The following is a 26,769-nucleotide window of genomic DNA, read 5'->3' as shown; positions in this document are numbered from 1 at the left end:
CATGGACCTGTTCGCCGCCACCCCGATCCAGCTCGTCGAAGATGCCGAGGGCGGCATCCGCTACTGGCCCGCGTTCGTCGATGAAGGCGAGGCCGAGGCATGGTTCCAGGCCCTGTGCGCCCATTGCGAATGGCAGCACCAGCGGCGGCCGATGTACGACCGCGTGGTCGACGTGCCGCGGCTGCAGGCCTGGTACCCGTTCGATCAGGACTCGCACGAGGGCCTCCCCGCCAGCCTGCCGCTGGCGAAGATGCTGGCGCGCGTGCAGGCCTCCGTGCCCGGCGGTTACAACTCGGTGGGGCTGAATCTCTATCGCGACGGCCACGACAGCGTCGCCATGCACAACGACAAGCTGCACATGCTGGTGCCGGGACAGCCGATCGCGCTGGTGTCCCTGGGCGCCCCGCGCCGGATGAACATCCGCGCCAAGGCCGGCGGGCGTGCGCTCGGGATCGACCTGGAACCGGGCAGCCTGCTGGTGATGAGCCATGCCAGCCAGGTCACCCACGAACACGGCATCCCCAAGACGGCGAGGCCGGCGGCGCCACGGATGAGCGCGGTGTACCGGGCGCGTCCGGCGATGTCGCCGCACCTGCAGGCGCGTCCGGAAAACGGGGAGATGCGTCGCAGCTTCACCCCGGCGCAGGCGCTGCACCGCCAGCGGCCCGCATCGGCGGGGCAGGGGCGGCAGGAGGCCGATGCACAGAGGTTGGACGCAGGGACGCCCTCGGCCGCGCCGCCCTCCAGGGTCGGCGGGCAATGAGGACGGGGCGTTGCGCCGCTCTCGTCGATCCCGTGAGCGCGCGCGCAGCAGCGGGGGGCGACCGGGCCGGTGCCGTCCCGACCGACGGCCGCTGTTTCGCCTATGTGTTCCCCTGTCGCTGGGAAGATCACTGCAAGATCGGGTTCTCGAACGATCCGCTTGCGCGCATCAACGCGCTGCATCCGCGCTGGTTCGAATTCTTCGACCTGGAGCGCGGAACGCTGGTCGAAGCCGAATCCACGCGCGATGCCCGCGACCTGGAGCTGGAACTGCGCGGCGGACTGGGCGAGCACAACGCGCCGGCGCCGCTGGCCATCGCCACCGGCGCCGGCGGCCATACCGAGTGGTTCCGCGGTGCGGAAGCCGCAGTGGAGGCGCGCGTGGCGGCCCTGCACGGGCGTGGCTATCGCGTGCATCCGCTCGAGGGCTGGCTGCGGGCCGCGCTGCTCGATCGTGCCGACCGGCTGCACGAATGGACCCTGGCCCAGCTTTCGGTGGACGAGCTGGAGAACCGGGCTGGTCCGACCTTCGCGCAACGACGGGTGCGCGATGCGCTCGATGCCTGCGTCGCGCTGCACATCCCGGTCGAGGCGCGCCTTCCGCCGGCGGTTCGCGACTGGTTCTTTCGCGTCGACGGAAGGTAAAGGCGTTGGTGCGAAGCGCTGACGGTCTCAGAGTGCGGGGCGCGGGCTTCAGCGCGCAGCCTTGCGGGCGGGGGTCTTGCGCGCCGATGTGCTCCGGCTCGCGGTCTTCTTCGCTGCCTTGCGCGGCGCCTTACCGGTCGCGGACTTCTTCGTGGCCTTGGTGCCTTTCGTGGCCGCTTTGCGGGCGACCTTCTTTGTTGCACTCGTAGTCTTGGCTGCCTTCTTCGCGGTCTTCTCTGCAGTCTTGCGGGTCGCCGTCTTCGCCGGTGATCGGGTTGCCGTCCCGGTCGTTTTCCTGGCCGCTTTCGTCGTCGCCTTCCTTGCCGTCTTCTTTGTCGCCTTCTTCGTCGCCTTCTTCGCGGCTTTGCGGGTGGCCTTCCGGGGCGCGACCTTGCTTGCAGCCTTCTTCGTGGCCTTCTTCGCAGCCTTCTTCGTCGCGGTCTTGCGGCCACTGCCCGATTGCTTGCCGCCGCCATCCTGCTTGTTCACGGTTGCCCAGGCGATGCGTTCGGCATCTTCCTGGCTGCGGCCCTGCTCCTTCTCGCTGTCCTCGATATGTTCGGCCTGGCGTTGCTGCTTGCCGGTGTAGCTGGACTTGTCTCCACGGGGCATGGGGGGTCTCCGGGGTGCACCCATCGTGCAGGCCCAGCTAACGCAACGCGCGGTAAGGCGGTCGTGAAAAATCCGGGCAGGGTTGCCGAGGGGGCAGGCCAGGGGAGCGCCCGGGCTGGCCCGTCGCCGGGCTGCGGATCCAGGCGTCGTGCCTGTATCGTGTGCCGTCTTTCAGCGAGTAGCCGCGTGATGTCCGCCGACCGTTCCAGCACCTCCGACACCGGGCGCAACACGCACACGCTCAAGCCGCGCCAGCTGGTCATGATGGGCCTGGGCAGCGCGATCGGCGCCGGACTGTTCCTGGGGTCCGGGGTGGGCGTGCAGCTGGCCGGCCCGGCGGTGCTGCTGTCCTACGTGGTGGCCGGCGCACTGGTGATCATCGTGATGCACGCGCTGGGCGAGATGGCCGCCGCGCGCCCGAACCGCGGTGCGTTCTCGGTGTATGCCGCCGATGCGATGGGTGCCACCGCCGGCGCGACCGTGGGCTGGCTGTGGTGGGTGCAGCTGGTGATCGTGATCGCCGCCGAAGCGGTGGGCGCGGCGGGGTTGCTCGCCAGCCTGTGGCCCGGGTTGTCGGTGCCGGCGCTGGCGCTGCTGTTCATGGCGGCGTTCACCGTGATCAACCTGCTGGGCGTACGCAACTTCGGCGAGTTCGAATTCTGGTTCGCGATCATCAAGGTCGCGGCGATCATCGCCTTCATCCTGGTCGGCGTCGCGCTGCTGCTGGGCTGGCTTCCGGACGTGGCTTCCCCCGGCCTGTCCAACTTCACCGCGCATGGCGGCTTTGCTCCGGCCGGCCTGGCCGGGATCGGCGCGGCCCTGCTGGTGGTGGTGTTCGCGTTCGGCGGTACCGAGATCGTGGCCGTGGCCGCGGCCGAGACCGAGGATCCGGAGCGCAGCGTCGCCCGCGCGATCCGCACCGTGGCCTGGCGCATCGTGGTCTTCTACCTGGGCTCGCTGAGCGTGATCGTCGCCGTGGTGCCGTGGACCAGCCCTGCGCTGAAGTCGCCCTTCGCGGCCGTGCTGCAGATAGCGAACATCCCGGGTGCCGCCGCCGCGATCACGCTGGTGGCGGTGATCGCGCTGCTGTCGGCGCTCAACGCCAACCTCTATGGCGCCTCACGCATGATCCAGTCGCTGGGCCAGCGCGGCGAGGCGCCTGCGCTGCTGGGTCGTACCGACGCGCGCCTGGTGCCGGTGGCCGCGGTGCTGGCCAGCGTGCTGTTCGGCTTCGTCGCCGCCGGCCTGGAACTGATGTTTCCCGAACGGGTGCTGCCGACGCTGCTCAACATCGTCGGCTCGACCTGCCTGCTGGTCTGGACCATCGCATTGCTGTCGCAACTGATCCTGCGTCGTCGCGCCGACCGGGCCGGGACCCGGCTGCCGTTCCGCATGGCCGGCTTCCCCGTGCTGACGCTGATGGCGCTGGCGATCCTCGTCGTGATCTTCGTCCTGCTGCTGGCCGGTCCACAGACGCGAGCGCAGTTCCTGTCGATGGTGGCACTGACCGCGTTGATTGCCGCAGGCAGCGCCTTGGCCCGACGCGGGCGATAGCCGCCGCCACATCGCGTGGCGGCCGAACCTGCGTCGCCAGGCATGGACGGGTGCGGCAATCGCCGCACCCGTCCCCGATCACGCCAAGGTGCGCACCTTCGTCTCGCGCGCCCACTGGCGCGTCGCGGCGGCATCGACGAACGCCCGGGTATCGGTCGCTTCAAGCACGCCGCCATCCTTGCCGATGCCGCCGGCCTTGAGCACCGCCTGCGCACCGGCATCGGCGGCGATGGCCTTGAGGTGGCCGAACGCATCGCGAACGAAATCCACCGCTGCCGCCTCGCGCGACAGCTTCGCGCCGGCCTCCGCCGACAGCACCACGGCCACCGCGTCGAACAGCACCGAAGGCGTGCCTGCCAGCTGGCCGTCGGCGGCCTGGCGGCGTCCATCCGAAAGGACCGCGCCCCCGAGTCGCGGAGCGACCAGCTTCACCATCGCGCCGGCGCCCTCTGCCGCGCGCACGAGGGCACGCAGCACGGTCGCGTCCGATCCCTCGTCGAACAGGATGCCGACGCAGCGGCCTTCCAGGGTCTGCTTCATGCGGCCGATGATCCGCACCTCCGGCGCGGCGGGCATGCGCTGGGCCGGGACCGCGCACGGCGGCTGCGGCGGCAGTGCGTCCAGGCCCAGGCCATCGGCCACGCGCTGCGCGAGTCCGTCGTCGATGTTGCGCAGGTGCCCGACCATGCGTTCGCGCACCTTCGGCGTTTCCACCTTGGAAAGCTCGAAGACCAGCGCCGATGCCAGGTGCGCCTGCTCGGGCGCCTCCAGGCTGGTGAAGAACATCCGCGCCTGGCTGTAGTGGTCGGCGAAGCTTTCCGGGCGGATGCGGCCCTTGGCGCCGTCGTCGGGCTGCGTGGCGTGGCTCTGGAAACCCGCGCGCCGGTCGGCGCGCGGGCTGTCCTCCTGCAGCGAGCTGGGTTCGTAGTTGACCCGCCCCCGGTGCACCTGCATCTGCATGTGGCCGTCGCGCTGGTGGTTGGCGAACGGGCAACGGGGCTGGTTGACCGGGATCTGGTGGAAGTTGGGGCCGCCCAGGCGGATGAGCTGGGTGTCCAGGTAGGAGAACAGCCGGCCCTGAAGCAGCGGGTCGTTGGAGAAGTCGATGCCCGGCACCAGGTTGGCCGGGCAGAACGCGACCTGTTCGGTCTCGGCGAAGAAGTTGTCCGGCCAGCGGTCCAGCACCATGCGGCCGATCACCTGCAGCGGCACCAGCGACTCGGGCACCAGCTTGGTCGGATCGAGGTGGTCGAACGGGAAGGCCTCGGCGTCCTCTTCGGTGAACAGCTGCACCGCCAGGTCCCACTCCGGGTAGGCGCCTGCCTGGATCGACTCGAACAGGTCGCGCCGGTGGAAATCGTTGTCGGCCGCCTGCAGCTTCAACGCCTCGTCCCAGATCGTGGACTGGATGCCCAGCCGGGGTCGCCAGTGGAACTTGACGAAGGTGCTGCGCCCGGCCTTGTCGAGCAGCCGGAAGCTGTGCACGCCGAAGCCCTCGATCATGCGCAGCGAGCGGGGGATGGTGCGGTCGCTCATCGCCCACATGATCATGTGCATCGATTCGGGGGTCAGCGAGATGAAGTCCCAGAACGTGTCGTGCGCGCTGGCCGCCTGCGGGAAGGCGCGGTCAGGTTCCATCTTCACCGAGTGGACCACGTCCGGGAATTTCATCGCGTCCTGGATGAAGAACACCGGGATGTTGTTGCCGACCAGGTCGAAGTTGCCCTGGTCGGTATAGAACTTCACCGCGAACCCGCGCACGTCGCGCGGCGTGTCGACCGAACCGGCGCCGCCGGCCACGGTCGAGAAGCGGGTGAACACCGGCGTCCGCTTGCCCACCTCGGTGAACAGGCTGGCGGTGGTGTAGCGCTTCAGGGATTTCGTCAGCTCGAAATAGCCGTGCGCGGCCGAGCCACGCGCGTGCACGATGCGCTCGGGAATGCGTTCGTGGTCGAAATGGGTGATCTTCTCGCGGAGGATGAAATCCTCCAGCAGCGTTGGACCTTTCGGGGTCGCCTTGAGCGAGTTCTGGTTGTCGGCGACGACCACGCCCTGGTTGGTGGTCAGCGGCGGATGCGTTCCGCCGGCCTGCTGCTGCAGTTCGTCGCCATCGCCGCGCGGACCACCGGCATCCGGATCCGGGCCGGCCTTGCGGCCGGTGGTTCCCGCCGCCTTGGGCTTGGCCGGCGTGGGGCTGCGGTCGGGCTTGCGGCCCGGGGCCGTGGCGGTGGGAGTCTTGCGGCTGGCCATGGGATCACCTCTGCGACGCGGGGCCCCCATAGTCCCCAGTGCGGCGTCAAGGCGGTGTCTGGGTGGGCGTGCCGAAGCATGGCACACGCGCTTGTCGGTACGTCCTGCACGTGCCACGCAAGGGTGCCCCTGGTGGGCGTGATCGAATGCGGTGCAGCTCCCGGGCGCTCGCCGGCGCAGCGGCGGTCAACGCATGGCGGCCGGTCAGCGTGGCGCGGCATCCACGTGCAGGCGCAGCGCATGCAGGCGCTCGTAGTGGCCACGGCACTCTCCGGCGACCTGCGCGGCGACTCCGGCCAGTTCGTCGTCCCGTTCCAGTGGTGTCGCGAAACCGGTGGAGTCCCAGACCTGGGCGTACCAGTGCGGCGCCCAGATGCCGTCGCTGGCGCGAGGCCCCTTCGGCCAGGACAGCATGCGCGGAGTGAAGGCGATGCCCAGCCAGTCGCACAGGGCCCGAAGGTGCGCTTCGGGGGCGTGCAGGAAATCACCCGCATCGATCACCGGTGGCGCCGCGCCGCGCGCCGCCAGTTCGTCGTACAACGCGACCTGCTGCGGCAGGCCGATGTCCGCGGCGGTGACGGTGGCGCGCGACTTGACGTAGGAAGCGACCACCTGGCGCGGATCCCGGATCAGCAGCACGTTGCGCAAGCCGGCGATCCAGTCGTGGTCCATGTGCGGCAGCAGGTGGTGGGTCATGTGCTTCTGGTACCAGACCGCGGCACCGCCGGGCGCCGGGCCGAGCAGGGCATCGACCACGCGTCGCCAGTCGGTGTCGCCGTCGGCGATGACTTCATCGCGCGCCGGATGGTCCAGGCCGGTGTGATCCAGGTAGTGCGCGTACAGCGGTTCGTCGCTGACCGCGCAGTCTCCGCGGTTCTCCCAGGCGCGCATCATCGCCGTGGAGATGTTGCGCGGGCCCGACCACATCGCCACCCGTACCGGCGCCGCGCTCATGTGCGCGGTCCGCGCGCGGCGACGTCGCTGGCGACCAGCGCCTGGTACAGCGCCTGCAGCTTCTGCACCATCGGACCACGGGCATCCTCTCCTGGCGGCTCCCAGCCGATGTCGCGATGGTCGACCGTGCGCACCGGGACCACGCCGGCGAACGTGCCGGTGACGAAGGCCTCGTCGGCGCCGTACACGTCGGTGAGGCTGAAGGATTTCTCGAACACCGGGATGTCGTTGGCGCGGCACAGCGCGATCACGTTGGCGCGGGTGATGCCGCCCAGGCAGTACTGGCCGGTCGAGGTCCAGACCTCGCCCTTGCGCACGATGAAGAAGTGGGTCGAGTTGCAGGTGGCGACGAAGCCGTGCGGGTCGAGCATCAGTGCCTCGTCCGCGCCGGCGCCATAGGCCTGGATACAGGCGGTGATGCAGTTGAGCTTGCTGTGCGAGTTGAGCTTGGGATCCTGCACGTCGGGGAAGCCACGGCGCACGTGCACGGTGTACAGCGACAGTCCGCGGCGCGTGGAAGCGGCCGATGCGGTCTTGTACTCGGGGATGATCACCACCGTGGCCGGGCCGATGGTGACGCGCGGATCCTGGTAGGGCGTGCTCTTGACCCCGCGACTGACCATCAGCCGCACATGCACGCCATCGCCGTGCATGCCATTGGCGTCGAGCGTGTCGTAGATCGCGCGGGTCAGCCCGGCGCGGTCCAGGCCGATGTCGAGCATGATCGCCCTTGCGCCCTCGTACAGGCGGTCCAGGTGGGCATCGAGGAACGCCGGGTGCCCGCCCACGACGCGGAAGCCTTCCCATACGCCATCGCCGAGCACGAAGCCGCTGTCGAACACCGACACCATCGCCTCGCTGCGGTGCTTCAGCGCTCCGTTGACGTAGATGCGGACGTCGGCGTTTCGCGCGTCCTCGGCCGAATGCTGGGTGCCCTGTGTCATGCGTGCGCTCCTGTGGCGTGCCTTTGCGTCCGTTCGATGGTAGCCGCAGGCGCTTGCGGTTGTCGTACGGGTCCGTGATCGGCGGCGGTCCGATGGAACGGCCAGCGGCTACGGGTGCGGGCGGATGCCCTGTCGGGGCGTGCATTTCCCGGCCGTTCCGGAATGCCCCCGCGCGACGGCGTAGGAGTAAGCTGGCCGCTTCCTGGGGCGGCGGCAACGACATGTCCAGCGGGGAAGGAATCGAGCAGGAGCGCGCGCGCCCGACCGTGTTCCTCAGCTATTCCCGTTCCGACCAGGCCCAGGCGCGCCACCTGGCGCAGGCGCTCGAACAGGCCGGCCTGGATGTGTGGTGGGACACCCTGATCGAGGGCGGTGCGGCTTTCGCCAAGTCGATCGAAGACGCCCTGGCCGCTTGCGATGCGGTGATCGTGCTCTGGTCCCGCCATTCGATCCGGTCGGACTGGGTGCTGGACGAGGCCGCGCGCGGACGCGACCTGAAGAAGCTGGTGCCGTTGTCGATCGACGGAACCGAGCCGCCGCTGGGCTTCCGCCAGTACCAGTCGATCACCCTGGGCGGACCCGAGGGGGCCGCCATCAGCGAAGCGTCGCTGCATGCCGTCCTGCGCGCCGTGCTGCCGCTGGCCGGTCGCGAGGCCCTGCCGCGTCCATCGCTGGCCCCGGTGCCGGCGTCGAGGCCCGATGCCACGCGCCGAGGCCTGCTGGTCGGCGGCGGTGTCGCCGTGGCCGCGGCCGCCGTCGGGCTGCTGGGCTGGCGCCGTGGCTGGTTCGACACGGCGAAGGCGCTGGGCAGCAGCGTGGCCGTGCTGCCGTTCGAGAACCTCAGTGGGGATCCCGACCAGGCTTATTTCTCCGATGGCCTGTCCGAAGAAGTGCGCGCGACCCTGGCCCGCAACCAGGGGCTGAAAGTGATGGCGCAGACCTCGTCGGGGAAGTTCCGCGACAGCGACGAGGATGCGATCCGCATCGCCGAGCAACTGGGCGTGGCGTACCTGCTCGATGGCAGCGTGCGCTGGTCGGGCGAAGAGGTGCGCGTGGCGGCCGATCTCATCGATGGACGCACCGGTTTCAGTACGTGGACGCAGATCTTCGAGCGGCGCATCGACGATGTGTTCGCCGTCCAGAGCGAGATCGCCAACACGGTCGCCTCGGCGCTGGCCGTGCAGGTTGCCACGCCGGGCACGCCCGAGGACGAGCGCGCGGCCTCCGGTGGCACTGCGCACCTGGCCGCATTCGATGCCTACCTGCGCGGCCGTTCGCTCTACGACCTGAGCGCGGACGAAGCTTCCGAACGGGCGGCGCTGGCGCAGTTCGACATGGCCATCGCGCTGGATCCGGGCTATGCGGCGGCCCATGCCGCACGCGCGCGTTCGCTGACCGCGATCGCCAACCAGTACGCCGCGGTCGAGGAGCATGCCGACCTCTACGCGCAGGCCGTGGCCGCCGCCGGAAGCGCGGTGGAACTGGCGCCGGCCTTCGCCGATGGCCATTCCACCCTGGGGTTCGTGCTGTTCCAGGGCCGCCTGGATGCGCGCGCGGCGCGGGCGCCTTTCGAAAAATCGGCCGTGCTCGGCGCCGGCGAGGCGACGGTGCAGGCGCGCTGGGCGCAGTACTGCGCGCGGACCGGTCGCGCCGCCGAAGCCGCCGAGGCGATCCAGCACGCGCTGGCGCGCGATCGCCTCAATCCGCTGATCCACCGTGCCGCCGGTTCCATCGAGTACGCCGCGCGCCGCTTCGCCGAATCCATCGCGCCGCTGCGGCAGGCCCTGCAGATGAACTCGCACATGTCGCGCGCGCATGCGGCCATCGGCGATGCGCTGGTCAACCTGGACCAGCTGGCGCAGGCCCGCGACGAGTACGCCAGCGAGCCGGTCGGCGATTTCCAGCTGGCCGGGCTGGCGATCGTGGAACACCTCGACGGCGACAGTGGAGCGGCGCGCAAGGCGATGGACCGGCTGGTCACCGAGCTGGGCGACCGGGTGCTCTACCAGCAGGCGCAGGTGTTCGCGCAGTGGGGCGATGTCGAGGCCGCCATCGGGCGCCTGCTCAAGGCGCGGGAGCTGGGCGACTCCGGGCTGGTATATGCGCGCAACGATCCGTTCCTGGATCCGCTGCGCGGCGATTCCCGGATGCGTGCGCTGCTGGACGGGATCGGTTTCGAGGCCTGAGCGGGCGCGTTCGCGTCGTCCGTTCCCGCTATGGCAGCGGTGAATCCATTAGTGCAAGAATGCGATGCGCATCACGCACTGCGTGGCGCCGCAAACGGGGCTGTACCGGTCTGGACTCTCGTCACCAAGGGGTACGTCATGAAGATCGTGGACTCGAAGTGGTCGCTGCTTCTGCTTGCTGTCCTGGCGGGTGGCGCGTTGTCCGCCTGCAAACCGCCGGAGCCGGCCGCTCCTGCCGTGGAAACTCCGCCGGTGGTCGCCGAACCTGCCGAGGTCGAGCCGGCGCCGGCGACTGCGCCGGTGACCGATCCGGCCGCACCGGCCACCGCGCCGGCCGACGCAACCGCGGAAGAGGAAGACACGCCGCATTCGGGCGGCGACAAGGTCGCGCCGAACTGATATCCGGCGTGGAGGTGGCGGGCCGGGAAGGTGCGCTGCGCACCCACCGGCCCGCGTTGAACCCGGCGGGGCGCCTGCCCGCCGGTCCGTGGATCAGGGCAGGCTGTTCTTGCCCGGAGGCAGTTTCATCGCCTGGTCGATCCACTGCGCGTAGCGGTCCACCCGTGTGTAGACGCCGGGCCGGCCGTCGCTTGCGCACTTGCGCTTGCCCCAGCTGACCAGGCCGACCAGGGTCGGGCTGCCGTTGGTCAGCACCACCGGACCGCCACTGTCGCCGCGGCAGGTCGACTGCACCGGGTTGGCCGCGCAGAAGACCGCGTCCTGGATCTTCTGCGGACTGTAACCGGGACGCTTCTGGCAGACCGCGTTGGGCATCGCCTGCAGGTCCACGCGCAGCATCACCGCGTTGATCGCATCGGCGCTGCCGTCGCCGGTCACGCCCCAGCCGGTCGCCGATACCGGCACGCCGCCGGCCAGCGGCTTGCGGTTGATCGGGATCTGGCGGATGCGCCTGGGATCGACGCGTGCGGCACCGGTCTCGGGCACGATCCTGACCAGGGCGATGTCGTTGGCGTACATGTTGGGCGGATGGTTCACGTCGTTGCTTTCGGCGTTGTACTGCGAATGGCGCACGATGCGGTCGATCCTGTAGGTGACGCCATCGCCCTTGGAGAGATCCTGCATGCCCAGTCGCACCTTGAAGCCCAGGTCGACCATCTGCTGGGTGATGCAGTGCGCGGCCGTCACCACCCAGTCCGGGGCGATCAGCGCGCCGCCGCAGTAGTGCTGGCGCTGCCATGCGGCGCGCGTGTCGCCGGGCTTCGCCGGCGCGGCGGGATAGAAGATCTGCGCCTGCCACGGCACCGACAGCGCGGCGACGGGAAGGCCACCGAACGAGTAGGGGACGTCGTCGTCGCCCGGATCGCGCTGCGCACGACGGGGCTTGCCCTTGCCGCGTGGCGCCTGCTTGCCCGAACGCACCGACAGCAGCGAACCGCTGCCGACGGAGTCCTCGTCGCCTCGGTCCGCGCTGTCGATCTCGACGACTTCCCAGATCGTGTCGCGGCCGTAGCGACCGTGGTCCACCGGGATGGCGTCGTCGGCTTCGTTGCTCTCCACGGAAGCCCAGGTGGTCGCCCACGACGCGTCGTCCTCGTAGTCGTCACCCGGTGCCTCGTCGGCCTCGTAGGCCAGGGTTTCGTCGTCGACGTCGTCAGCTCCGTCTTCTCCAGCGACGGTATCGGTATCGGCGTCTTCCTCATCCGTGGCGGCGGTCGCGTCGTCCTGGGCGTCGTCTTCTTCGTCCACGAAGGGAAGCTCTTCCTGCGCCTCGTCTTCGGCGTCCGCGGCATCGTCTTCCTCCGCGACGGATTCTTCTTCCGCCTCTTCTTCGACGGCCTCCTCTTCCGCGTCTTCCTCGACCTGCTCTTCTTGCGCGTCTTCCTCGTCCTGCTCTTCTTGCGCGTCTTCCTCGTCCTGGACCTCTTCCTCCTCTTCGATCCCTTCGTCGTCCTCGTCCTGGACGGAAGCGGAGAAGTAAAGAGTCGACAGTGGCGACACCGCACTTGCGGGATACGGGACGCCGAGCAGCGCGGTCACCAGACCGGTGACCAGCAGTCGGCTGCCGGCATGCATGGGCCTGAGCATTGCGACATCCTCCCCGGGAGTGCGCCGATTGGGCGCCGCGGCCAAGGGGGAGTCAAGCCCATCCGGACGAAAAGCGATGGCTTCGGAGAGCGTGGCCGCCGCCCGTTGCAACATGCGTTTTTCTTACCCTGCCCGATGCGCGGGTGAGTGCCGGTGCCTGGGAAAGCAAAGGCCCCGCATCGCGGGGCCCCTGCTCGACGCATCGACGTCGCGTGCCGCGTCAGCCGGCGTCGCTGGAAGCCTCGGCTTCGGCGAACTCACTGATCGGGATGCAGGCGCAGAACACGTTCTTGTCGCCGTAGACGTTGTCCACGCGCGCGACCGGCGGCCAGTACTTCTGCAGTTTCAGCGACGGCAGCGGGAAGGCGGCCAGTTCGCGCGGGTAGGCGTGGGTCCACTCGCTGCCCGACACCTGCACCGCGGTGTGCGGGGCGTGCTTGAGCGGATTGTCCTCGCGGTCCAGGCGGCCGTCTTCGATCGCGCGGATCTCGTCGCGGATCTGGATCATCGCGTCGATGAAACGGTCGAGCTCGTGCAGCGACTCGCTCTCGGTCGGTTCGACCATCAGCGTGCCGGCGACCGGGAAGCTCAGGGTCGGGGCATGGAAGCCGAAGTCGATCAGGCGCTTGGCGATGTCCTCGGCGCCGATGCCGCTGGTCTTTTCCAGCGGCCGCACGTCGAGGATGCACTCGTGCGCGACAAGACCATTCCGCCCGGTGTACAGCGTCTTGAAGTGCGGGGCCAGGCGCCTGGCGATGTAATTGGCATTGAGCAGCGCGACCTGGGTCGCCTTGCGCAGGCCGCCCGCGCCCATCATGGTCACGTACATCCAGCTGATCGGCAGGATCGAGGCGCTGCCGAAGCTGGCCGCGCTGACCATGCCGACGTCGCCTTCGCCGCCGAGCGTGCGCGGCAGGAACGGGGCCAGGTGCGACTTCACCGCGCACGGACCCACGCCGGGGCCGCCGCCACCGTGCGGAATGCAGAAGGTCTTGTGCAGGTTGAGGTGGGAGACGTCCGATCCCCACTTGCCAGGCTTGGCCACGCCGACCAGGGCATTCATGTTGGCGCCGTCGGTGTACACCTGGCCGCCGTGCTTGTGGATGATCTCGCAGATCTCGACCACTTCCTCCTCGAACACGCCATGCGTGGACGGGTAGGTCATCATGATCGCGGCCAGGCGGTCGCTGTACTTCTCGGCATTGACGCGGATGTCCTCGACATCGACGTTGCCGTTGGCATCTGTCTTGGTGACCACGACCTTCATGCCGCACATCTGCGCCGAGGCCGGGTTGGTGCCGTGCGCCGAATCCGGGATCAGGCAGATGTCGCGATGGCCTTCGCCACGCGAGCGGTGGTAGGCGCGGATTGCCAGCAGGCCGGCATACTCGCCCTGCGCGCCGGAATTGGGCTGCAGGCTTACCGCGTCGTAGCCGGTGCATTCGGCCAGCATCGCTTCCAGTTCGCCGATCAGCTGGCGGTAGCCGACGGTCTGCGCGGCGGGGGCCAGCGGATGGATCGCGCCGAACTCGGGCCAGGTCACCGGGATCATCTCGGCGGTGGCGTTGAGCTTCATCGTGCAGCTGCCCAGCGGGATCATGGTGCGATCCATCGCCAGGTCCTTGTCGGCGAGGGCGCGCATGTAGCGCAGCAGCTCGTGTTCGCTGTGGTGGGTGTTGAACACCGGATGCTGCAGGAACGCGCTGCTCCGCAGCAGCGCGGGCGGAAGCGCGTCGGCGGTGGCCGCGTCCAGTGCGTCCACGTCGGCCGTGGCGCCGAACAGCGCCGCCAGCGCGACGACGTCGGCGCGGGTGGTGGTCTCGTCCAGGCTGATGCCGACGGCCTCGCTGTCGATCTCGCGCAGGTTGATGCCGGCCTGGCGCGCCTTGGCATGGATCGCGGTCGCGTCGACATCCTTGACGTGCAGGGTGTCGAAGAAGCGCTCGCCAACCTGCACGCCGGCCGCGCGCAGCGCCGCGGCCAGGATCGCCGCGAGGCGATGGGTGCGCGTGGCGATGCGCTTGAGGCCGTCCGGGCCGTGGTACACGGCGTACATCGAAGCCATCACCGCCAGCAGAACCTGCGCGGTGCAGATGTTGGAGGTCGCCTTCTCGCGGCGGATGTGCTGCTCGCGCGTTTGCAGGGTCAGGCGATAGGCCGCGTTGCCGGCCGCATCGACGGACACACCGATCAGGCGACCCGGCATCGAGCGCTTGTAGGCGTCGCGGCAGGCCATGAACGCCGCATGCGGGCCACCGAAGCCGAACGGAACGCCGAAGCGCTGCGAGTTGCCGACCACGATGTCGGCGCCCCATTCGCCGGGCGCGGCGATCAGGGTCAGGGCGAGCAGGTCGGTGGCCACGGCGACCAGGCCGCCGCGCGCGTGCACGGCTTCGGCCAGCGCCTTGTGGTCGCCGATGTGCCCGAACGTATCCGGGTACTGCAGCAGCACGCCGAAGGATTCGGCCTCCAGCGCCTCCTGCGGCGTGCCCACGCGCAGGACGATCCCCAGCGGCTCGGCGCGCGTGCGCAGCACTTCCAGGGTCTGCGGATGCACCGCATCGTGGACGAAGAAGGTGTCGGATTTCGACTTGGCCGAACGCTTGGCCAGGGTCATCGCTTCGGCGGCGGCGGTGGCTTCGTCCAGCAGGGAGGCGTTGGCGATCTCCATGCCGGTCAGGTCGGCGCACATCGTCTGGAAGTTGATCAGCGCTTCCATGCGGCCCTGCGAGATCTCCGCCTGGTACGGGGTGTAGGCGGTGTACCAGGCCGGGTTCTCGAGGATGTTGCGCAGGATGACCTTGGGCGTGTGCGTGCCGTGGTAACCCTGGCCGATGAAGTGGCGGAACACCTGGTTCTTCAGCGCGATGGCGCGGATCCGGGCCAGCGCTTCTTCCTCGGTGAGGCTGTCGGGCAGCGCCAGCGGCGCGGCGGACTTGATGCTGGAAGGAACGATCGCGTCGGTCAGCGCCTCGAGCGAGGCATGGCCGACGGATTCGAGCATCGTGGCGATCTCGGCGTCGTTGGGGCCGATATGACGGCCGACAAAGGCGTCGTGCTGCTCGAGTTCGCGCAGGGAGGAAGCGTTCTGGGACATGGAGGCGGTCCGGACAGGGGCAGGGATGCCGCGCGGTCGCGCGACAGGGTGCCCCTCTGTCCTTTTGCCTGAGAGTTTGGAAGCTGCGCGGACGAGGTCGCGGCTTCGTGCCCCTTCGGCGCCGGCGCGACCCTCGCGGGTGGCCGGTCTCTCCAGAGTGTGTGTTCGGTACGGTGGTATGGGAGCCTGAGCGATTACGGGCGTTTGCGCCTTCGGCAGCGGGTCGCCCCGCTTCTCCCACCGTATGCCGGAATTATACGCCCCACCGTCGCCCGCCGGCTCGGGACGATGGCTTACCATGGCGCCGTATTCAGCGCCGCCACCGGTCCGCCCGGGGGCCATCGCCGGCGCCGGCCCGCCCGGGTGGCGGGAATCTGCCGAGGGACCGCATGCAGGACTCCACCGTACCGCCCCCGCAGGCACCGGCCGCATGGCCCGGGGCGGGTGTCGTCGTGCCTGCCCGCCGCGGGCGGGGGGCGGTGTGGCCATGATCGGGCGCCCCATGCCCTCCAACCGCCGCCTGGCCCTGTTGCTGGGCGGGCTGGCGATGTTCGGCCCGTTCTCGATCGACACGATCTTCCCGGCCTTCCCGCAGATGGCCGCGCAGTTCGGCGCCGACAAGCTGGCGATGCAGCAGACGATCAGCGTCTACCTGGCCGCCTACGCGCTGATGAGCATCGTCCACGGGCCGCTGTCCGATGCGATCGGCCGGCGCCGGGTGATCCTGGCGGGGCTGTCGGTGTTCATCGTCGCCTCGGTCGGCTGCGCGCTGTCGCGCGACCTGGCCACGCTGCTGGCATTCCGCGCGCTGCAGGGCCTGTCGGCGGGCGTGGGGCTGATCGTCGGCCGCGCGGTGATCCGCGACGTGCTCCATGGCAGCGACGCACAGCGGCTGATGAGCCATGTGTCGATGGTCTTCGGCATCGCCCCGGCGATCGCGCCGATCATCGGCGGCTGGATGCTGGGCGCCGGGCGCTGGCCGCTGATCTTCTGGTTCCTGGCCGCGTTCTCGGTGCTGCTGCTGGCCAGCACCGCGCTGTGGCTGCCGGAAACCCATCCGCCGCAGTCGCGCATGCCGCTGCGTCCGGGCCGGCTGGCGCGCGACTACGTGGCCATCGCGATCAATCCACGCTTCCAGCGCCTGGCCGCCGCCGGTGCCTTCGGTTTCGCCGGGCTGTTCCTGTACATCGCCTCGGCGCCGGCGTTCGTGATGGACCTGCTGGGGCTGGGCGAGCAGCAGTTCGCCTGGCTGTTCATCCCGACCATCGGCGGCATGACCCTGGGCGCGTTCGTCTCCGGGCGCGTGGCCGGGCGCTGGCAGCCGCAGTACCAGGTCGGCGTCGGTTATGCCTGCATGGGCGCGGCGGCACTGGGGAATGTCCTCTACACCGCCTTCGCCAGCGGACTGGCGCTGCCCTGGGCGGTGATGCCGATGAGCCTGGCCGCGTTCGGCGTGGCTCTGGTGTTCCCGGTGCTGACCCTGGCGATCCTCGACATGTATCCGCGCCAGCGCGGATCGGCGTCCTCGCTGCAGGCCTTCACCCAGTTGGCGCTCAACGCGGCCGTTGCCGGCGTGCTGTCCCCGCTGCTCAGCCACCATGGCCTTCACCTGGCGCTGGGCATGGCCGGGTTCACCTTGCTGGGCTGGCTGTTCTGGCGCTGGGAGGCACGGGTCTCGGCGCGGTTCCCGCCGCCGCCATCCTCGCCTACGCTGGAACCGGGCGAACAGCTCTGACCTTCCCCACGGAGTACCTCGATGTCGATCCAGTCCAAGGCCAAGCGCGATGCACGCAAGCGCAAGGAACTGCGCGAGCGCAACCAGTCGCGCGGCGAAGCACAGCCGATCGAGCCGCATGCCGAACTGCGCGACCGCGATGGCAACCTTCTGGCCGGCGTCGTGCGCCAGTCCGGGGTATGGGTGCTGGGCATGGACGGGCGCATCGTCGGCAGCAGCGACAGCGCGGCGCAGATGCTGATGCTGATCCGGCGCGCGCAACGCCTGCATGACGAGCAGGGCATGCCGGTGAAACTGGTCTACTCCGATGCGTTGCGCGACGACGCCGAACTCGAGGCCGCCACCCAGGGCAAGTCGTTGGCCGATTACGAGAAGCAGCTGGAAGATGAGATGGCCGCGGCGCAGCCGGTGACCGGAGACGACGCGCCGGCATCACCGGCGCACTGAAGGATCTTCTTTCGTACACGAGTGGGCGGGGCCTGCAATGGCAGGTCGCAGCATGGTTTCTGTGTAGGAGCGGCATGACCGCGCACCGACGCCGTCTGCACGGGCGATGTCCCCGCGACTCCGGCCACCTCGGTGTCGCGGTCATGCCCGCTCCTACAGGAGCAGCCCGCCAGCCGCAAAAAACGAGGCCGGCAATGCCGGCCTCGTCGTTTCCACGGGTGACGCCCTGGCTCAGCCTTTCTTGGCCGGCGCTTCCGGCGCCGCCGGCGCCTGCGGAGCCGCGGGGATGGCCGCCGTCGCCTGCCAGCCGCACTGCTTGCCCTGGTTCTGCTGCTTGAGCCATTCCTGCAGCGGGGCGAAGTACTCCAGCACCGCGCCGCCGTCGATCTGCTCGCTGCCGGTCAGTTCCTTCAGCGTGGCCTGCCACGGCTGGCTGGAGCCATGGGCGAGCATGGCCTGGAACTTCCTGCCCGCTTCCGGGTTGCCGTAGAAGGTGCATTCGTACAGCGGGCCGGTCTGGCCGGCGGCTTCGCACAGCGACTTGTAGAACTGGAACTGCAGCACGTGCGAGAGGAAATAGCGCGTGTACGGGGTGTTGCCCGGCACGTGGTACTTGGCGCCCGGATCGAAGAACTCCTCGCCGCGCGCGCCGGCCGGCGCAACGCCCTGGTACTTGGCCTTGAGGTCCCACCAGGCCTGGTTGTAGTGGTCCGGGGCGATCGAACCGTCGAATACGCCCCAACGCCAGCGGTCGATCATCAGGCCGAACGGCAGGAACGCGACCTTGGCCAGGGCCATGCGCATCTGCGCGTTGATCAGCGCCTCCTGGCTCTGCTGCTGCGCGCCGACCAGGCCGATCGACTCCAGGTACTTCGGGGTCATCGCCAGCACGATGGTGTCGCCGATGGCCTCGTGGAAACCATCGTTGGCACCGCCCTGGAACAGCGGCGGCTGCGGGTTGTAGGCCAGGTCGTAATAGATGTGGCCCAGCTCGTGGTAGATGGTGGTGAAGTCTTCCTCGTTGGGCTTGATGCACATCTTGGTGCGCACGTCGCCGGCCATGTCCAGGTCCCAGGCGCTGGCGTGGCAGACCACGTCGCGGTCCAGCGGCTTGATGAACTGGGTCTTGGCCCAGTAGCTCTCAGGCAGCTTGGGCATGCCCAGCGACACGTAGAAATCCTGCGCCCGCTCGGTCATCTGCTTGGCGACCTGCAGCTGCGCTTCGCGCTCGGCCTCGAAGCGGGCCTTGGCATCGGCACCGGGGCCGCGCTTGTACAGCGCCGCGCCCAGGTCCTGCTGGTACTGCTTCTCCAGGGAACTGGTGATGTCCAGGCTGCCGGCGCCCGGGTAGGGCTGCAGGATGTCCCACAGGTTGCCCCAGTCCTGCTGCCACATGTTGCCGGTCAGGTGCGCAGGCACCAGCCCGGCGCCGACCTGGCCCTTCTCCACGCCGTAGGTCTGCTGCAGGCGGTCACGCGCGAAGCAGTGCAACTGCTCGTACAGCGGTCGCACCTGGTCCCACAGTCGATCGGTTTCGGCGGCGAAGGCGTCGGGGGCCATGTCGTAGCCGCTGCGCCACATCGCGCCAGCGTCGGCGTAGCCCTGTTCCTTGGCGCCTTCATTGACCAGTTCGACGAAGCGCGCGTAGTCGTGTCGCATCGGCATGGCGGTGGAGTGCCAGCCCTGCCAGGCGTCGAGCTGGGCGTCGTAGTCGCGGCTGGAACGCAGCACGTCCTCGAGCTCGCCGAGCTGGCGGCACTTCTTCGCCTCGCCCTCGCCCGTGCAGTAGCTGCCGGCGCCGTACGCGCCCTCCATCTTGGCCGCGATGGTGGTCAGCTCGGCCAGCTTGGCCGGATCCTTGGGCGCGGGCATGGCGCTCATGAGCTTCAGCAGCTCCAGGGTGCGCTTGCTGTCCTCCGACATCGGCTGGCCTTCGAACTTCCTGGCTTCCTCGATCCACACGTTGAGCTGGGTCAGCGCGCGCTCGTTGGCCTTGGCCGCCACCCGCTGGCTGTCCTCGGTGATGTAGGTCTGCGACAGCCACTGCGCCGCGCTGATCTCCGGCAGGGCGGTCTTGTATTCGGCGTTGATCCGGGCGACGAACTCGTCGGCGGTCTCGCCGGAGCTGGCCGGGGTCGCGGCGGTCGGTGCGCCTTCGGGCGAGGCTTCCTTCTTGCAGGCGGACAGCGAAAGCACGCACGCGGCGATCGCGAGCGGGAGCAGCAGGTGGCGTTGTTTCACGAAGGTTCCCCGGAGGTATGCAGTGCCGGCAGGCTAGTGGCTGCCGGCGGTCGCCGCAAGCGCGAAAGGGGGGGCGTTGCCGGGTCAGCCCGCGGGCACGCAGCCGGCGAACAGGTCCCGGCTCCGGTCGTACAGCGCGGTATCCACCTGCATCAGGCCCAGCACCGAGGAGAACAGGTTGTCGTGGTCGGCGGCACGCTCCGCGCGCGCGCGCAGGCATGCCACGTCGAGCTTGCGGTTGGCGGCGAAGCCCGAGGAGAACCACATCGCCATCGGAACCCGGGTCTGCTCGTCCGGCGCGATCGCGTAGGGCACGCCGTGCAGGTAAAGCCCCTTCTCGCCCAGCGACTCGCCGTGGTCGGACAGGTAGATCATCGCCGTATCGTAGTCGTCCATCCGACCGAGCTGCTCGATGGAGCGGGCCAGCAGGTGGTCGGTGTAGAGCAGCGCGTTGTCGTAGCTGTTGACGATCTGCTCGCGGCTGCAGTCGCCCAGCTCGGGGGTGTCGCAGGTCGGCGTGTAGTGGCGGAACTGCCTGGGATAGCGCTCGAAGTAGCTGGGCCCGTGGTTGCCGAGCTGGTGCAGCACGATGACCCGGTCGCCCGGGCGCGCCCGCGCCTGGGCGGGCAGGTCGTCCAGCAGGATCCCATCCAGGCAGCGTCCGCCCGGGCACAGCGCCGGATCGTCGCCGGCATCCAGGCGCTGCACCGCCAGGCCCTCGCACACGCCCTTGCAGCCTGACTGGTTGTCGCGCCACAGGGTCGTGATGCCCGCCGTTTCCAGCACGTGCAGCAGCGACTGGTGGCCGCGGATCCTGTCCTCGTCGTAATCGTGCCGGCCCCAGGGCGAGAACATGCACGGCAGCGAGACTTCCGTCGCCGTGCCGCACGCATGCATGTCCGGGAAGTTGACCACGCCCATGCGGTCCAGTTCCGGCGTGGTCTGGCGCGCGTAGCCGTCCAGTCCCCAGTTGGCCGCACGCGCGGTTTCGCCGACGACGAGCACGAGCAGTCGCGGCTTTCCGCCCGCTTCGCGCGGCACGGCGTGGGCATCGGTTCCGATCGGCAGCTTCGGCGCGTGCCGGAGCGGACTGTCCCCCTGCAGCGCGCGCGGCAGCCCGACCAGGACGTTGGCCGGCGTGGCCAGGTAGCGTACTTCGCGCTGGTTGCGCAGCAGCGCCGACAGGTCCTGCTGCGCGAGCAGCGCGCTGCCGGCGGTGACCACGAGCGCCCCGAGGAGAAAGGCGGAGCGGCGCAGCACGGCACGTGCGAGCGGAGCGGGGCGCAGCCGGATGCGCCACAGCAGGGCGAGGGGGATCGTGGCCTGCAGCAGGGGCAGCAGCAGGGCAGGCGTAAGCAGTTCTCCCGATTCCCTGCGGTCGGTGGCCAGCACGTTGCGCAGCATGTCCACGTCCAGGTACAGGTGGTAGCGGCCCATGTAGTGCGCGGCCAGCAGGGACACGATCACCAGTGCGCCCAGGACGGGCTTGGCGTTCCAGCGCCACACCACCAGCCCCATCAGCAGGCAGTGCAAGCCGGTGAGGGTGCCGAACAGGGCGAGTGCAAGGCGCAGGTTGCCCGGATGGACGACCAGGGCACTGCGCCAGAACAACCCGTTGCAGGCCAGGCTGAAGAACAGCGCCGCGCCCAGGATCGCGTGCTCGGTCGACAGTTGCGGGCGCCAGTGCCGCAGGCCCGAAAGTGCCTGCCGTGCGGGCCGGCGCTGGATCCGGGTGCTCATGGCGTGGTTCCAGGGGGGCTGGCCGGCGACATCACCGGATGCGGCTGGTCTCGGACGAACACGCAGTACAGGGCCAGCGACATCGTCCAGCACACGACCAGGGTCCACAGGTCATGGGACAGGAAGTGCGCCCCGCGCAACTGCTGGCCCGCGCCGAACAGCAGGCCCGTGGCGACGCCGATCGCCAGGCCATGCCAGCGCCACCGTGGCCGCCACAGCAATGCGGCGAAATAGAGCGCCACCCATGCATAGCCCGCACTGGCGTGGCCGGCAGGGAAGCAGTGGCCCGCCGCACCTGCCGCCTCGCGCGTGGCGTACAGGGGCGCCGCCGTCGCCTGCGGTCCTCCGTAACGCGCCAGGTCCCAGGGGCAGGCGACGTGCGTGAGCGATTTCAGCAGCGATACCGAGCCGGCACCGAGTGCAGTGGCCAGCGCCAGGTACAGCAACGGCTGCCGCAGGTGCCGCCAGTCGTGGCGGCGCGCCGCGAACGCGTATGCACCCAGGACCAGCAGGGCGCCCAGCGCGCTGGCCCACTTTCCACCTTGATGGATGACGCCGCTGGTGAACCAGTGTTCGCGCAGGATCCAGCGACCGCCTTCCAGGTCGAAGATCGCGTCGGCCAGCCAGAGATCGCCGCCTGCCTGCCTGAGTGCAGCGCTGCAGAGCAGGGCGAGGGCCAGCGGGACCAGCAGATGGCGGGAGAAGAAGCCGGGCGGGAAGGCGCTGGCATCGTCGCGGAAGCGCAGCACGGGCAACGAAGTACTCATGGGTACTGGTCTGGAAAGGTGCGGCCATGCTGTGGCTGCCGCTGTCGGACAGCAGTCGGAGCAGTGTTCCGTTCCGGTTAACGGCCAGGTGGCGGTTCAGCGAAGGCGCGAGGACTCCTGTCGACCCCCGGCATTCCGACCGGATTCCGACGGCTGCGGCGGTAAGATGGCCCTTCGCCACCCGGGAGCGTTCCGCACATGCGGCTGCTGGTCATCGAGGACAACCGACAGCTGGTCGCGAACCTGTTCGATTATTTCGAGGCGCGCGGTCACGTGCTCGACGTGGCTCCCGACGGCGTGACCGGCCTGCACCTGGCCGCCACGCAGCATTACGACGCGATGGTGGTGGACTGGATGCTGCCGCGCATGGAGGGGCCGGAGGTGCTCCGCCTGTTGCGCGAACAGCACCACTCCGAACTTCCGGCGGTCATGCTGACCGCGCGCGACGAACTGCCCGACAAGATCGCTGGTTTCCGGGCCGGCGCCGACGATTACCTGACCAAGCCGTTCGCGCTTCCGGAACTGGAAATCCGCCTGGAGGCATTGCTGACGCGCGCCCGGGGCCGGCAACAGAGGAAGGTGCTGGAGGTCGGTGGGCTGGTGCTGGACCTTGCCACGCTCGAGGCGCGTCGCGACGGCCAGCTCCTGCACCTCTATCCCGCGTGCCGCAAGGTACTGGAAGTGCTGATGCGCGCCAGTCCCGCCGCCGTCGCGCGCGGCGAACTGGAGTTCGCGTTGTGGGGCGACGAGCCGCCGCAGGGCGACCTGCTGCGTTCGCACGTCTACGAGCTGCGCCGGGTGGTCGACGGACCGTTCGAGGCCAAGCTGATCCACACCTTGCCGCGCGTCGGGTATCGCCTGGCCATCGTCGATGCGGCATCCGATGGCGGAGCAGCGGATGCGTAGCCCGATGTCTTTGCGGCGGCGGATGGTGCTGTGGCTGCTGGTCTTCAGCAGCGTGGTCTCGCTGCTCGTGTTCGCGATCGGCACGAATGTGCACGAGCACGCCGAGCATGCGGCCTGGCGCTCGCTGCTGCGATCGGAGCTGGCCGCCATCGAGGAGCACAGCGCGCGCGACCCCGACTATCGCTGGCAGGACTCGGACACGCTCAGGCTTTACCGGCTGGACGATGCCTCCGGGGTTCCGGCCAGTTTGCGCGGACTGCATGACGGGCTGCACGACAACGTGGTGGTCGGGGACCGGTTGAGCGTAGTCATGGTGCGTCCATCGGAGAGGATGGGGCGGTTGGCGCTGGTGCTGGATATCGAGGATTTCCATGAGCTGGAATCCTTCGCCGAGCGCTCGGCGCTGCTGGGCAGCCTGGTCCTGATCGTGGTGACCGGGCTCGCCGCCTGGCTTGGCGTCGGACGCATCGTACGGCCGCTGGCGGCGCTGGCCGCCGACATCGGCCAGTTGCGGCCCGGTGCGCCGAGGCAGCGGATCGAGGTCCCGCGCGGCGCCAGCTCGGAGCTGTACGTGATCGCCGGTGCGCTCAACGATTACCTGGAGCGCAATGCGCATTTCGTGGAGCGCGAACGCGCGTTCATCACCTCGGCAAGCCATGAGCTGCGTACGCCGATGGCGGTGATCGCAGGCGCGACGGAGCTGGCGCTCGAACAGCCGGGCCTGCCGCCGCGGGCGGGACAGCAGATGCGGCGCGTGCTGCACACGCTCCAGGGCGTGGAGCAGCTGTTCCAGTTGCTGCTGGTGCTGGCGCGCGATCCGGCGCGCCTGGCCGCGATGTCGGAGAAGATCGAACTGGACAGCCTGCTGGCCGCCATCGTGGACGACCATCGCCACCTGCTCGGGGACAAGCAGCTGGCGATCGAGTACGGCCAGGTGAGTCCCTGCACGATCGTGGCGCCCCCCGGCGTGGTGGGGGCGGCGATCGGCAACCTTTTGCGCAACGCGATCGAGAACAGCGACAGCGGTGTGGTCACGGTGTCGCTGTCGCCGGCGGGGGTGGCGACCATCGAGGATCCGGGACATGGCATGGGTCCGGAGGAAATCAGCGCCATCCACGCGCGCCTTGCACGCCAGTCCCCTGGCGGGGCGGCCGATGGCATCGGCCTGGAACTCATCGCGCGGCTTTGCGAACACCTGGGCTGGAAGCTGCACATCTCCTCGCGCCAGCCGCAGGGAACCCGGGCGGTTCTCGACCTGGGCGGGGCGCCGGCAGGCTAGTCCGGGTTGGCGGCACGAGGGGCCGCGCGTGCGGCAGGTCCCGGCAGGCGGCTTTCGCCGGCTTCGCGAACCGCGGTGCTGCGGAACGCAGGCGCTGTCCAGGATTGGCGCGTCGCCACGCGCGGCGGAACGGCCGCCATGCGACGCTCAGGCCGGCAGTAGCCCGCGTTCGACCAGCCACCGCCGCGCGTCTTCGGCATCACCCTCGAACCACGCCCGCGTCGATCCCAAGCGGTACGTGTATCCCCATGCATCCATGTCGGCCATCAGCCGCGCGCTGCCCACGCCGGGCAGCGTGTCGGCCAGGACGATCTGCAGGTAACAGGTGGCGTCTTCCTCGGCGACCGAATCGGTCGCGTCGGTGTGCACCGCGGCCCGGCGTTCGGGCGGCAGCACGATCAGGTGGCAGGCCTCGTGCAGCATCGAGTGCACCGGCGTGTCGCCGCGCACATGGACCGTGCTGCCGATGATCCCGGCTTCCGGTTCGCCCCAGTAGCTGCCCGGGATCGGCGCGCCGTCCTCCACCGCCACCAGGGTCAATCCGTGACCGTCGAGCAGCGCGGTGGCATCGGCCAGCGCGATGTCGCGCAGGCACAGGATGCCGGGCGGGGGCGCGGGGTCCATCGGGCGGAGCGGTCCGGCGGCGGGCAATGACTGGCGCGCACCGGAATGCGCGCCGTCGCGTCAGCCCTGGCCTTCGGGCAGCGCCACCGAAATGTCGAGCACGTCGTGGTCGCCGTCCTTGATCACGTCGACCTTGACCGCGTCCACGTCGACATTGACGTACTTCTTGATCACTTCCAGCAGCTCGCGCCGCAGCAGTGGCAGGTAATCCGGCGCGCCGCGGCTGCTGCGCTCCTGCGCGATGATGATCTGCAGCCGGTTCTTCGCCGTCGCCGCGGTGTCCTTCTTGGCCTTCAGGAAATCGAACAGTCCCATGCTCAACCTCCGAACAGCTTGCTGAAGAAACCTTTCTTCTCCAGCGTGATGAAGCGCATCGGCCGTTCTTCGCCGAGCAGGCGGGCGACCGCATCGTCATAGGCCTGGCCGGCCTCCGATTCGGACTCCAGGATCACCGGCTCGCCCTTGTTGGAGGCGTTGAGCACGTCCGAGGACTCGGGGATGACGCCGACGGCCTTCAGGCCCAGCACCTCCTCCACGTCGGTGATGCTGAGCATCTCGCCGGTGGCCACGCGCGCGGGGCTGTAGCGGGTCAGCAGCAGGTGCGAAGGGACCGTTCCCCCGTTCTCGGCGTGGCGGGTCTTGGAATCGAGCAGGCCGATGATCCGGTCGGAGTCGCGCACGGAGGACACTTCCGGATTGACCACCACGACCGCCTTGTCGGCGAAGTACATGGCCAGGAAAGCGCCCTTCTCGATGCCGGCCGGCGAGTCGCAGACGATGTAGTCGAAGCCGTCGGCGGCCAGGTCCTTGAGCACCTTCTCCACGCCTTCCTTGGTCAGTGCGTCCTTGTCGCGGGTCTGCGATGCGGCCAGCACGAACAGGTTGTCGAAACGCTTGTCCTTGATCAGGGCCTGCTTGAGCGTGGCCTCGCCGTGGACGACATTGACGAAGTCGTACACCACGCGCCGCTCGCAACCCATGATCAGGTCGAGGTTGCGCAGGCCGACGTCGAAATCGATCACGGCCACCTTGTGGCCGCGCTTGGCCAGGCCCAGGGCGATGCTGGCGCTGGAGGTGGTCTTGCCCACGCCGCCCTTGCCGGATGTGACTACGATGATTTCAGCCAATGGATGTCTCCTGGATGCGGGGTGCGATGTTGCTGCATGCGGTGGGCGTGCGCGCCAGCCGGCGCGACAGGGTCATTCGAGTGCGGCCAGCTTCAGCTGGCCGTTTTCCAGCCAGATCTGCACGGCCTTGCCGCGCAATTTTTCGGGGACATCGTCCAGTACCTTGTAGTTGCCGGCAATGGCCACCAGCTCGGCCTGGAAGTCGCGGCAGAAGATCCGTGCGTCGGTATTGCCCTGCGCGCCGGCCAGGGCCCGGCCGCGCAGGCTGCCGTAGATGTGGATGGAACCGTCGGAGATCACTTCCGCACCGGCGCCGACCGTGGACAGCACGGTCAGGTCGCAGCCTTCGGCATACAGCTGCTGGCCCGAGCGGACCGCGGTCTTCTGCATGCGGCCCGGCGCGCGCGGCTGCTCGGCCGGCACGGCCTTGGGGGTCGCGCGCGGTGCGGCGGCGGGCGCCGCTTCGCGCGGTGCAGGGGCTGGCGCGGGGGCAGGCGCCCCTTCGGCGCGCTCGTACTGCGCGCGGAATTTCGCCAGGACCGGCAAGCCGAGGGCCTCGGCAAGCGCGTCGTTGTCGCGGGTGCCGTAGGCCAGTGCCACCGGCAGCACGCCCGCGTCGCGCAGGCCATCGATCAGGGCGCGGGCAGTGGCCTGGTCCGGGGTCTGGGCCAGGCCACCGAAATCGACGATCACCGCCGCGCGGCCGAACAGCTTGGGTGCGCGCTCGACGCGCTCGCGCATCTCGCGGACCAGTTGCTCGACGTCGAGGGTGCGGATGCGCAGGTTGGCGATGCCGACCTGGCCGATCTTCAGTTCGCCCGCCTGTTCGTAGTCGTTCGCCGCCAACCCCACG

At 69.3% G+C, this 26,769-nt stretch carries 21 protein-coding genes, 1 pseudogene and 1 riboswitch; of the genes and pseudogenes, 9 read left to right on the top strand and 13 right to left on the bottom strand.

Annotation, left to right across the window (positions count from 1 at the left end; all coding sequences use genetic code 11):
• Nucleotide 1: 1 nt before the first annotated feature.
• Together CSC65_RS13745 and CSC65_RS13740 are read left to right on the top strand one after the other, a co-directional pair.
• Nucleotides 2-580 (top strand): annotated as a pseudogene (locus CSC65_RS13745) (alpha-ketoglutarate-dependent dioxygenase AlkB family protein); the annotation flags it as partial.
• 215 nt (nucleotides 581-795) lie between these two features.
• Nucleotides 796-1,407 (top strand): GIY-YIG nuclease family protein, encoded by a 612-nt coding sequence (locus CSC65_RS13740; RefSeq protein ID WP_162411148.1) that lies wholly within the window; start codon nucleotides 796-798, stop codon nucleotides 1,405-1,407.
• Nucleotides 1,408-1,455: 48 nt separating this feature from the next.
• Here the strand turns inward: CSC65_RS13740 and CSC65_RS13735 are convergent, their stop codons facing one another.
• Complete coding sequence (locus CSC65_RS13735; protein ID WP_162411147.1) at nucleotides 1,456-2,019, bottom strand: HupB; 564 nt, start codon at nucleotides 2,017-2,019, stop codon at nucleotides 1,456-1,458.
• 189 nt (nucleotides 2,020-2,208) lie between these two features.
• Here CSC65_RS13735 and CSC65_RS13730 point away from each other — a divergent pair, with 189 nt between their 5' ends.
• A complete protein-coding gene (locus CSC65_RS13730) occupies nucleotides 2,209-3,573 on the top strand; it encodes an amino acid permease (RefSeq protein ID WP_162411146.1) in 1,365 nt (454 codons plus the stop codon).
• A 78-nt stretch (nucleotides 3,574-3,651) separates the two neighbouring features.
• Here CSC65_RS13730 and CSC65_RS13725 read toward each other — a convergent pair whose 3' ends face one another.
• From CSC65_RS13725 to CSC65_RS13715, 3 genes are all read right to left on the bottom strand, one after another.
• Nucleotides 3,652-5,823, bottom strand: coding sequence for a catalase (locus CSC65_RS13725; protein WP_162411145.1), 2,172 nt, complete (start codon nucleotides 5,821-5,823; stop codon nucleotides 3,652-3,654).
• Nucleotides 5,824-6,027: 204 nt separating this feature from the next.
• Nucleotides 6,028-6,777: a sulfotransferase gene (locus CSC65_RS13720; protein ID WP_162411144.1), complete on the bottom strand. Its 750-nt coding sequence runs from the start codon at nucleotides 6,775-6,777 to the stop codon at nucleotides 6,028-6,030.
• On the bottom strand, nucleotides 6,774-7,721 hold the full coding sequence (locus CSC65_RS13715; RefSeq protein WP_162411143.1) for an aminotransferase class IV: 948 nt from the start codon (nucleotides 7,719-7,721) through the stop codon (nucleotides 6,774-6,776). The genes CSC65_RS13720 and CSC65_RS13715 overlap by 4 nt, the downstream gene beginning before the upstream one ends.
• A gap of 221 nt (nucleotides 7,722-7,942) precedes the next feature.
• Between CSC65_RS13715 and CSC65_RS13710 the strand changes: the two genes are divergently transcribed.
• Together CSC65_RS13710 and CSC65_RS13705 are read left to right on the top strand one after the other, a co-directional pair.
• On the top strand, nucleotides 7,943-9,907 hold the full coding sequence (locus CSC65_RS13710; RefSeq protein WP_162411142.1) for a TIR domain-containing protein: 1,965 nt from the start codon (nucleotides 7,943-7,945) through the stop codon (nucleotides 9,905-9,907).
• Between the two features lie 138 nt (nucleotides 9,908-10,045).
• Nucleotides 10,046-10,306 carry a hypothetical protein gene (locus CSC65_RS13705; RefSeq protein WP_162411141.1) on the top strand — a complete coding sequence of 87 codons (261 nt, stop codon included), beginning with the start codon at nucleotides 10,046-10,048 and terminating at the stop codon, nucleotides 10,304-10,306.
• Nucleotides 10,307-10,399: 93 nt separating this feature from the next.
• Here CSC65_RS13705 and CSC65_RS13700 read toward each other — a convergent pair whose 3' ends face one another.
• Nucleotides 10,400-11,953, bottom strand: coding sequence for a S1 family serine peptidase (locus tag CSC65_RS13700; RefSeq protein ID WP_162411140.1), 1,554 nt, complete (start codon nucleotides 11,951-11,953; stop codon nucleotides 10,400-10,402).
• A gap of 220 nt (nucleotides 11,954-12,173) precedes the next feature.
• Nucleotides 12,174-15,050 carry an aminomethyl-transferring glycine dehydrogenase gene (gene gcvP / locus CSC65_RS13695; RefSeq protein ID WP_162411139.1) on the bottom strand — a complete coding sequence of 959 codons (2,877 nt, stop codon included), beginning with the start codon at nucleotides 15,048-15,050 and terminating at the stop codon, nucleotides 12,174-12,176.
• A 46-nt stretch (nucleotides 15,051-15,096) separates the two neighbouring features.
• Nucleotides 15,097-15,216: riboswitch (glycine riboswitch) on the bottom strand.
• A gap of 336 nt (nucleotides 15,217-15,552) precedes the next feature.
• On the opposite strand from gcvP, the gene CSC65_RS13690 reads away from it, so the two are divergent.
• Together CSC65_RS13690 and CSC65_RS13685 are read left to right on the top strand one after the other, a co-directional pair.
• Nucleotides 15,553-16,785: a multidrug effflux MFS transporter gene (locus CSC65_RS13690; RefSeq protein ID WP_425501370.1), complete on the top strand. Its 1,233-nt coding sequence runs from the start codon at nucleotides 15,553-15,555 to the stop codon at nucleotides 16,783-16,785.
• 21 nt (nucleotides 16,786-16,806) lie between these two features.
• Nucleotides 16,807-17,232, top strand: a complete 426-nt coding sequence (locus CSC65_RS13685; protein WP_162411137.1) for a hypothetical protein — start codon at nucleotides 16,807-16,809, stop codon at nucleotides 17,230-17,232.
• 231 nt (nucleotides 17,233-17,463) lie between these two features.
• On the opposite strand, the gene CSC65_RS13680 is transcribed toward CSC65_RS13685, so the two are convergent.
• The 3 genes from CSC65_RS13680 to CSC65_RS13670 form a co-directional block, all read right to left on the bottom strand.
• A complete protein-coding gene (locus CSC65_RS13680; protein WP_162411136.1) occupies nucleotides 17,464-19,473 on the bottom strand; it encodes a M2 family metallopeptidase in 2,010 nt (669 codons plus the stop codon).
• Nucleotides 19,474-19,557: 84 nt separating this feature from the next.
• Nucleotides 19,558-21,213 carry a phosphoethanolamine transferase gene (locus tag CSC65_RS13675; protein ID WP_162411135.1) on the bottom strand — a complete coding sequence of 552 codons (1,656 nt, stop codon included), beginning with the start codon at nucleotides 21,211-21,213 and terminating at the stop codon, nucleotides 19,558-19,560.
• Nucleotides 21,210-21,980 carry a phosphatase PAP2 family protein gene (locus CSC65_RS13670; RefSeq protein ID WP_162411134.1) on the bottom strand — a complete coding sequence of 257 codons (771 nt, stop codon included), beginning with the start codon at nucleotides 21,978-21,980 and terminating at the stop codon, nucleotides 21,210-21,212. The genes CSC65_RS13675 and CSC65_RS13670 overlap by 4 nt, the downstream gene beginning before the upstream one ends.
• Nucleotides 21,981-22,178: 198 nt before the next feature.
• On the opposite strand from CSC65_RS13670, the gene CSC65_RS13665 reads away from it, so the two are divergent.
• Together CSC65_RS13665 and CSC65_RS13660 are read left to right on the top strand one after the other, a co-directional pair.
• Nucleotides 22,179-22,886 (top strand): response regulator transcription factor, encoded by a 708-nt coding sequence (locus CSC65_RS13665; RefSeq protein ID WP_162411133.1) that lies wholly within the window; start codon nucleotides 22,179-22,181, stop codon nucleotides 22,884-22,886.
• Entirely contained in the window at nucleotides 22,879-24,165 is a 1,287-nt protein-coding gene (locus CSC65_RS13660; RefSeq protein WP_238390406.1) for a sensor histidine kinase, read from the top strand. Before CSC65_RS13665 ends, CSC65_RS13660 begins: the two co-directional genes overlap by 8 nt.
• 147 nt (nucleotides 24,166-24,312) lie before the next feature.
• On the opposite strand, the gene CSC65_RS13655 is transcribed toward CSC65_RS13660, so the two are convergent.
• The 4 genes from CSC65_RS13655 to minC all read right to left on the bottom strand — a co-directional run bounded on the left by CSC65_RS13655 (nucleotide 24,313) and on the right by minC (nucleotide 26,762).
• The gene (locus tag CSC65_RS13655) at nucleotides 24,313-24,789 is read right to left on the bottom strand and encodes a hypothetical protein (RefSeq protein WP_162411131.1); all 477 of its coding nucleotides are present in this window, start codon (nucleotides 24,787-24,789) and stop codon (nucleotides 24,313-24,315) included.
• Between the two features lie 60 nt (nucleotides 24,790-24,849).
• Nucleotides 24,850-25,104 carry a cell division topological specificity factor MinE gene (gene minE, locus CSC65_RS13650; protein ID WP_162411130.1) on the bottom strand — a complete coding sequence of 85 codons (255 nt, stop codon included), beginning with the start codon at nucleotides 25,102-25,104 and terminating at the stop codon, nucleotides 24,850-24,852.
• A 2-nt stretch (nucleotides 25,105-25,106) separates the two neighbouring features.
• Nucleotides 25,107-25,916, bottom strand: a complete 810-nt coding sequence (gene minD / locus CSC65_RS13645) for a septum site-determining protein MinD (protein ID WP_162411129.1) — start codon at nucleotides 25,914-25,916, stop codon at nucleotides 25,107-25,109.
• A gap of 72 nt (nucleotides 25,917-25,988) precedes the next feature.
• A complete protein-coding gene (gene minC / locus CSC65_RS13640; RefSeq protein ID WP_162411168.1) occupies nucleotides 25,989-26,762 on the bottom strand; it encodes a septum site-determining protein MinC in 774 nt (257 codons plus the stop codon).
• Between the last annotated feature and the right edge of the window lie 7 nt (nucleotides 26,763-26,769).

Origin of the sequence: Pseudoxanthomonas daejeonensis (assembly GCF_010093205.1) — a bacterium.
Lineage (GTDB): Bacteria > Pseudomonadota > Gammaproteobacteria > Xanthomonadales > Xanthomonadaceae > Pseudoxanthomonas > Pseudoxanthomonas daejeonensis.
This window is presented reverse-complemented; position numbering and strand designations above follow the sequence as displayed.